The sequence below is a fragment of the Moorena sp. SIO1G6 genome, assembly GCF_010672795.1.
Taxonomy (GTDB): Bacteria; Cyanobacteriota; Cyanobacteriia; order Cyanobacteriales; family Coleofasciculaceae; genus Moorena; species Moorena producens.
Genome location: NZ_JAAHFZ010000113.1, coordinates 1 through 8,096, shown reverse-complemented (window position 1 = coordinate 8,096; position 8,096 = coordinate 1). Strand labels below are relative to the sequence as shown.

The following is an 8,096-nucleotide window of genomic DNA, read 5'->3' as shown; positions in this document are numbered from 1 at the left end:
GAAACAAGTACTTGGGTAGTAGTGGCGAACTACATTATGGTCGTTTGCTAGATATCGGGCATCAGCTTGCACTCCCCGATGAACTGTATTGGCAAAAAGAAACCGGTCAAACGACCGGCTCGCAAGAGTTAAGGGAACTAAATTACAAAATCAATGGCGCGAGTGAACTGATAGAGCAGTACCTCAGCGCCCATGGGAAGGATGCTATGCCGGGTTCTCCCCGCTGGGAGCACCTCCGCCGGTTCCGTCAGTGGATGGAACTTCTGGGTCTTGATAGTCGGGGAGAGAGCGAATAAACTCTCTTAACACTTCTGTTTTACCGCGTAAAGTACGTACACAATACTCTTCTAACGCTTGATATTCATAGTCAGGCATCTTAAAAGTAAGAGTTTTTACTTTAGGTCTTGTCATTATTAGCACTTATCATGTATTGTTTTAGTTAGTGCTACATAAATACTAGACGGCTACTATGACAAGTCCATCTATAGGTAACGAAGCAGGTGCGACTGGTACTCGCACCCACTTCAACAGAGGCAGGAAACGTACTCCTAGCCGTTCTTTAGAGTCTGCATCTAGTCTATCTGACATGACGGCTGTCACAATCACTGGTTACTGTGACAGTGCCCCCACCGAATGGCAGTTACTCCCAACATTCGCATCATTTTCACTGAGTGCGGATGGTTCTTTTCCCAAAGTGAAATCATCTAAGTCCAGTTTCATAGATTTGAAAACTGGTCAGCATGAGACCGGTATCGCCACCGGTCGCTGCTACCGCATGTACTTGGGCTAGGATTATGGATAACATAAACTTCACCAGTGTACTTGCAATGTTTGCGCTAGCAATGCACTGCTTTTCTTACTTTGAGATAACCGAACTCAACCACAAGCTTGAAACAGTCAAGCGCGAATATGCTGCGTTCAAGTTGGGGTGTCTAAATGGGCGGTAAGTGGGTGGCAATGCCACTCAAAATAACCAGTAAGTTACTAGATTACGGATTGTGGTTTGGCTGTCGGTTAGTGATAGTTACTCCACGAGTCGCAATTTGGATGTGGAAGTCTCTATCCCGCTTATCGCTTGACTTGTCGGTCATGGCTTCCAAGTCGTATGATAAACTCATCACCGTTTATGACCGTTTACCATATGACGGTGGTTTTGATGACATTGTTCTGGTTTCTGTAGATGAACACGACGGGAATGTGGTTGGGCTTCCCGTCGATTTACTAACAGAAATTCAATCCAAACAATTAATGATTATCGGAGCTACTGGCTCCGGAAAATCAACACTCGCTCAATGGTTAAGTTACCAGGTTGGTGGAACCGTTATTGTTTACGAGTGCGAGGGTTCTCCCGACTCATGGCGTGGTTTACAAGTGGTAGGCCAAGCTGAAGATTTTGACTCCATAAATCAGTCCATGGCTGCTGATTTAAAAGACTTAACCCACCAAATTGAAATCCGGGCAGAGCGTGGGGATTCGGCATTAGCTGGAAGTGACCGGGTACTAATCGCTGAAGAATTCCCGGAACTTGTCCAAAAATGCAGTAATGCCAGTGAGTGGTTGGAGAGACACGCCCGTCGTGGTCGGAAAGCCAGACGTTTTTTGATACTTCTATCCCAGTACGACCAAGTTGCAGCTTGGGGTCTTGAGGGCAAGAGCGGTATAGCAGCCAATTTCAGCAAGTTACGGCTGGGTAAGCTCGCGGTTAAGCACGCTCTCAAGCTCAAAGACGACCAGTTAGTGGAGTGGCTCAAGTCCGATAGTACACACGCACTACTGGATGATGACCCGGTGCAACTGCCAACGTACCGGGAGTTAACTCAAGTTACACGCCAGTTACCGATTTCGACCCGGGAAATCGCTGAAACCCCCGGCAGAACTGAGTTGAACCGAATTTCAGAGAGTTCCGAAGACTCCCAAATTTTGGGAAAAGCGCTGGCTGAACTGGCTCAGACCAAAAGTCCAACGTACGTAATCAAAAATGTTCTTGGGTACACCGGGAGTCGGTACCAAGCCGGGAAAGCAGAATTTCAGAAACTGATAGGAGGGAAGGAATGACTGAAGCTGGTCAATATGATTCCGATGTTCACTTTGATGAAAACGGTGAAGTGGAGTGTGCTTGGATAGCAGAAATGCGAAATCCATGGGCACCGGAACCACACTGCTACGGACCAGCAGCCACATTTTGGGGCGAAGAAGCCAAGAAGTTCAATGATGAGTTTGATGCAGTAGCTGAAGAAGTTCGCAGTACTGGTGATAACTCAAAAATTCAAAAGTTTTTGGAGAATAAGTGGCATGGAGTTTGAATTAGAAAGCATCCGGTTAATCATGCTAACTGGACTATGGTACATTACATTTTGGATGATAGCCAATGGAAACTGAAATTCTAGTCAGGGTAAAGCATTCACTTGATGGCTTAGTAGAAGAGTGTTACGAATCTGGAGACTACTGGGTTGAAATTTGGGATGTAGGTTTTTTAGATCTAACCGAAATAGAGATGGCCAAGTTTTTAGAGCTTGGATACTCCCCCGCTTACCCAATAGATTGGAATCCGAAACAAGTATCTGGAAAAATTCAGTGTGCCGAACTGGATTTGTGCCGGATGTGGAACATCCCATTTTAGTTAGGAATAAAGGACTATGAGCAAAGACAAGACCCCAGTCAAGGAAGCGGTAATCACCGAAGTAGAGACATGGTGGGGTATGACTCAACTGACTGCTGAGACTCTAGCAGAAGAGTTGTTAGAAAAACCACAGTCGGACTACACACTGCTCCAGGTAGCAGTCAATAAACTGGTCGGGACTGAGATAGTCCGCCCACGTGGTCACTGGTAGATGACTTGAGCATGACCTAAAAAATTGAGTTGATTCATACAAGCTATTTGTTCAGGTCATGCTCAAGTCATTATGATTTAAATCTCAAAAGAAAAACTAATTATGGCTAATATCAATAGTTAGTTTGATTATAAATATTTAAGTTTAGTAGTATTTATACTACATACGCCTAGTGTTGTTTATTGTTCAAGAAAAGACCTATCTTTTTAGTGAGAATGAGAATTGAGCGCCAAGCGAAAATCTTCGAGTCACACCCTCTAGACGATGTGACTCGAAGATTTTCTCTAGAAAACAGCACGGCAAAGCCAAATAGTAATCATTCTCGCTGAGATAAGAGCTGATTACTTAAATAGCTGTCTTGTAGTATGTTTGTTTAACTATTATGTGCGCTACTAATAAGACTTTTTACTACTTGCTAAATAAAGAAAGCATTTTGACAAGAATGCAGGCCATATATTCACAACATTGAGCATCTATAGATGCTGCTAAACCCCTTTTAAATCAAGGGATTGCGCTTTTGTTGCTGTTAGGTAATAATGGTATTGGCCAAAAAAAAGCCGTGGATAGTGAACTCTTAACCCATCCTCCCCTGAAAAGCGGGCAGGAACACTAGAGTTGTTCTAACCAAGGCTTAAAAAAACAACATTTACGTCTTTATGATATGCGATTTCCTGAACCAAGTAAACTCCCAACAAACCCAGCGGTAGCCTCTCTACCTCAAGAATTCGACTCACACAACAATAACGACGACAAATCTCCGGGATATCAAGCGGAGACTCAAAGAATTATTGAAACTATAGCGGGACACCACCTCCGCGACCTACGCTCTTCCGCGATTAGTGATGATATCATTGCCCTGAACTTTGAATCATGCACTGGACGATACGATGGTCACAGCCGCCTCTTATACTCTCCAAAAATTAGACGGCGTAACGGAGGACGGGTTACAGACAGTACTCTCAAACGTTATCGTCACATTGAGAACGGAGGTTGGTGGTGCTCCGGTATCGATCTAACCACTTTAGAACCAGGATTATGGGGATGTTTCAAGCCAGATACCCCTCGTCCTGCTCCAGGCAAACCCGGAAAGTGCATCAAGTATGAGCACCCATGGAAAGCGGACACTGGGCTATTTACCCTTCGTGTACTACCAGAATTAGCTCAGCAGATACTTGAGAAGCACGGACACAGTCTTGACGAAGCCCCATCAGATTGCCCAGATCCATTTTGGTGGGTAGTAAAAAACAATCCTGATATTCCAATCGTCATAACAGAGGGAGCCAAAAAGACTGCTGCCCTACTCAGTGCTAGGTATGTAGCTATCGGCTTGGCTGGCATTTGGAATTTCACTACTCCAAATGCACAGGAAACATATCCAGATACGTTTAAACCAGAACTAAAGTGTTTAGTTCAAAAAGGCCGACTTTTCTATATTGCATATGACCAAGATGTTGACCAAGACAAACCCGGACGAACAGATGGCGCCCGGGAAAAACTAGGAAAGCTTTTTGAGTCTCAAGGCTGCAAAGTAAAAATCATTCAGTGGGACAAGAATGAAGGTAAAGGCTGCGATGACCTAATCGTTAATTGCGGCCAAGATGCTTTCCATCAAGTATACAATAAAGCTATCGATTTTTCTGTATGGACAGCAAGACGGGAAAATCAATGTACTCGTGCCAATCTAGCAATTCATCAGCGCTTTTTAGAAAATATAACCATTCCAGAATCCGAGAAGTTGATAGGGATTCGCTCACCGAAAGGGACTGGAAAAACAGAATTCATCAGCAAAGAAGTTAAAAAGCAGCTTGTTATCGGGAGAAAAGTTTTAACACTCTCTCATCGGATCCAACTTGGGAAAGCGCTTTGTGTGCGATTTGGAATCCCATATGTAACCGATCTCCCTCAATCCCAAAGAGGTGAATCTCAATCGCTTGGGCTTTGTGTGGACTCACTTCATGAAGATTCACAAGCTGGATTTAATGTCGATGAATGGGATGGGGCTGTTGTTGTTGTTGATGAAGTGGTGCAGGTTATGTGGCACCTGCTTCATTCCCCAACATGTAAAAAATCCCGGGTTAAAATACTCAAAGATTTCAGGACTCTAATTAAAAATGCGTCTAAAGTCATAATCGCAGATGCAGACTTGAATGATGCTGTGGTGACATACTTTTCCAAGTTAATGGGAGGGATAGATGCATTTGTCATCCAAAACACATATAAATTCAATCGGGGTGAGGCTTACCGATATCCAAAACCAGAAACTCTTATCACTCAGATAACAAATGAAGTGAGAGATGGGGGTAAGTTATTTATTTCGTTAACAGCTCAACAAGAGAAATCACTTTGGAGCACCACTATACTTGAGATATGGCTCAAAGAAAAGTTCCCAGATAAGAGAATACTGAGAATTGACTCCCATTCAATTTCAGATCCCAATCATGAAGCATATGGAATAATCCCACGACTTAACGAAGAACTGCAAAAATATGACATAGTCATAGCATCCCCATCCATAGAAACCGGGGTGAGCATTGACATAAAGGGCCACTTCACCAGTGTTTGGGTAATAGCTCAAGGTCTTCAAAGTGAGAGCAGTGTCCGACAAGCTATTGCAAGAGTTCGTGAACCAGTCCCAAGACATGTTTTTGCAGTTTCATATGGAACCCTTGGACAGGTTGGAAATGGAGCAACCAAGTGGAAACCACTTTACAAGAGTCTTTCTGCCGCTAAAAGGATATGTTGGGAACTACTCCAAAAAGACCGCTTAAGTAGCGAGCAGTCGATATGGGAAGTTGAAGCTATAGATCCAATGTCTGATGAACAGCGATTGTTTGCCCAGCTAGCTGCTATCCATAATGCTGGGATGATTGGCTATGACGAACAAATCTTTACAGGACTCAGAGAGGAAGGGTATCAAATAATTGATGTAGACTCTGAGAAAGATGAAGACAAAAAGACTAAAAAAGAATTGAGGTCAGCCAGAGATGAAGGATATGCCAAAAAGATAGAAGATATTGTAACTGTAGAGCCATTACAAAGCGAGAGCGAGTACCAGACAATTAAAGATAGTCACTCCAAAACTGAGACAGAACGAAACAAAGAACGAAACTGGGAAACTAAACAGCGTTACGGGAAAGTTACTCCTGAGCTGGTTAAACTAGACGACAAAGGCTATTACCCGAAAATTAGACGAGGCTACAACTCAAGTAAAGGGGAGCCATTTGTTCCCGAGAAAGACCGGGAAGCAGCTGAGTCTCAGACTGCGAATGGTGGATTGTTCGCTCCTGACTTTATCAAATCTCAGAAAAATTCGCAAGCAATACCTTTTATAGCGTTGGAGATTCTGAAGTTTCTAAATTCCGACAGAACATTCTGTAACAGCAATCTAGATGTCATTGAGTTACATGAAAAAGCTACCAGTCCACGTGCAGCATCTCAGTTAAGTATGTTTGGGCTAGGCAAATTCAATACTAAACAAAAACCGATCTCAGTTCTGCGGAGTCTTCTCGACAAACTTGGCTATGGACTTGAAGAGGTCAGCCGAGGTAAGTTTGTCAACGGGAAGAGGGAACGACTTTATAAGGTGGTTGATAAATTTCCAGACCGTGAATGGGTATATGACCACTGGTTTAAAAAAGATGAAGAGAGGCGGCTAGCCAAATTAGCCAAAGCCAAGGAGAAAGCTTCATTAATTGAACCAGATATCCAGACAAAGGCATCTCAACCGACAAGTATTGAATCAGAACCCCAAACAATCTCAGCCCTAGCAGCTTCTATCATCCAAAAACTGACTGATGCAGCTAAAGCCACCCCTGAGTTCTTAGAGGGAGTAGTTAAGGACTTTATTGATTCCAAAGAGTGGAGTCAGGTGGGGGATGAAGTTTGGCTTAACCTAGACCGTCATAATCCAGCCCGAAGACTGATTACTAATTGGACTTGGCGCACAACCTAATGCACCTGGTAGTCTATCAGCTCATCTTCCTCCTAATTCACAAGTAAATAACTGACAATTATGAATATAAGTTGATGTGCATTTGACATCAACTGAATTTCTCATGCCTATATTGTAGTGTCCCTCCTCCTTTTAGCTATTCGGGAAATTTTGCCTTGTCTTCTGTACTCTTTTTGATGTCAGATTTGTTTGTTTTAGTTTGTCCAGATTTTTAATATATAAATAGTAATTAATTTTCTGGACTTGAATCAAAAACGAAAAAAAGCAGACCTTAGTTTATGTCTTGGGCCGACTAAGCCTACTGGTTCACCTTTAGACCAGACATAGGCAACAGCATGAGTAAACTCTACCTTGACCTCAGGACGTTGTGAGACCTTCTTGGTAATCTTACCATAAACTTTGTGGGTACCTGGGTTATTAGGGAAACCCCCATCGATGCTGGATACTCTAGTCTTCCCTTCTTCCATTGTGTGACCTTGAATAGACATGATTTGTCTCATAACTCGTTTACCTTCCGCTTCATCCTTACAATCAAGGGAGAACCGATACCCTTGGTCATCGTTGTAGCTTACTCGGATTTTCCCTTTGTTCCAGTACATTTGTGGATTAGCTAGGGTCTTGTAAATTTTCTCAGCTAATGCTTTAGCTTTTGCCTCTGTAAAGGTTTCGGTCGTTTCATCTACTAATCTGAAAGTAATTTGTGAATTATATTTCCATAAAGGTCTTCTTGTTCTATCATCAATAGTCAACTGAGAAAAGAACAACTTGACTTGAATGTTTTTATATGTCTTTACTTTCTCATAGTCCTCTACTGGCCAGCCATACATTGCTGGCATTAACGTGTGGATATAATTCGTATAAAAAACAAATAATAACATTCTCCCCAGTATTACTAGGACGGGGTCATCTTTGTGAATTTTACAAGCTAGGACGAAGCTCGAATGAGGCTCTGATATACTTTCACTTACTTCACTCCCAAAATGAGCTTTCACGACTTGGTTATGAATCTGTGTGACTACGGATATAAAATGCTCTACTCTATTGAAATTACTTGGTAAGGGCATGGTACAAGTTCCTTTATGATTCAAATCATAACATTTACAGCTTGTCAGTTATTTTTTGGTTGGCTTATATCGGGATACCATCCTATGTAGTCTTACACGAGTCTTACATAATTATGCTAATGTAGTCTTACACAAGTCTTACAATACAAACGCATTGGCCATGAAGAGAACTAGTACTAGCACCGTGACTGATGGACTACTCCACTGTATGAATGGCAATTGGACCATCCAAATCCCAGCTGACGCTTA

General features: G+C 42.6%; 8 protein-coding genes. 7 read left to right on the top strand and 1 reads right to left on the bottom strand.

All coding sequences use genetic code 11. The features are described 5' to 3' along the window. The 7 genes from F6K63_RS35815 to F6K63_RS35785 all read left to right on the top strand — a co-directional run. Positions 1-296 (top strand): hypothetical protein (locus tag F6K63_RS35815; RefSeq protein ID WP_287314867.1); only part of this gene is annotated, 296 nt, incomplete at its 5' end. A 173-nt stretch (positions 297-469) separates the two neighbouring features. Next, positions 470-790 carry a hypothetical protein gene (locus tag F6K63_RS35810; protein ID WP_287314865.1) on the top strand — a complete coding sequence of 107 codons (321 nt, stop codon included), beginning with the start codon at positions 470-472 and terminating at the stop codon, positions 788-790. Between the two features lie 146 nt (positions 791-936). After that, the gene (locus F6K63_RS35805) at positions 937-2,055 is read left to right on the top strand and encodes an ATP-binding protein (RefSeq protein WP_287314863.1); all 1,119 of its coding nucleotides are present in this window, start codon (positions 937-939) and stop codon (positions 2,053-2,055) included. Next, positions 2,052-2,303 carry a hypothetical protein gene (locus tag F6K63_RS35800; protein ID WP_287314861.1) on the top strand — a complete coding sequence of 84 codons (252 nt, stop codon included), beginning with the start codon at positions 2,052-2,054 and terminating at the stop codon, positions 2,301-2,303. Before F6K63_RS35805 ends, F6K63_RS35800 begins: the two co-directional genes overlap by 4 nt. Positions 2,304-2,368: 65 nt before the next feature. Further along, entirely contained in the window at positions 2,369-2,620 is a 252-nt protein-coding gene (locus F6K63_RS35795) for a hypothetical protein (protein WP_287314860.1), read from the top strand. Positions 2,621-2,636: 16 nt separating this feature from the next. After that, entirely contained in the window at positions 2,637-2,831 is a 195-nt protein-coding gene (locus tag F6K63_RS35790) for a hypothetical protein (RefSeq protein ID WP_287314858.1), read from the top strand. 661 nt (positions 2,832-3,492) lie between these two features. Then, on the top strand, positions 3,493-6,783 hold the full coding sequence (locus F6K63_RS35785; RefSeq protein WP_287314856.1) for a plasmid replication protein, CyRepA1 family: 3,291 nt from the start codon (positions 3,493-3,495) through the stop codon (positions 6,781-6,783). 248 nt (positions 6,784-7,031) lie between these two features. Here F6K63_RS35785 and F6K63_RS35780 read toward each other — a convergent pair whose 3' ends face one another. Beyond that, positions 7,032-7,661, bottom strand: a complete 630-nt coding sequence (locus F6K63_RS35780) for a hypothetical protein (protein ID WP_287314854.1) — start codon at positions 7,659-7,661, stop codon at positions 7,032-7,034. Positions 7,662-8,096: the final 435 nt, after the last annotated feature.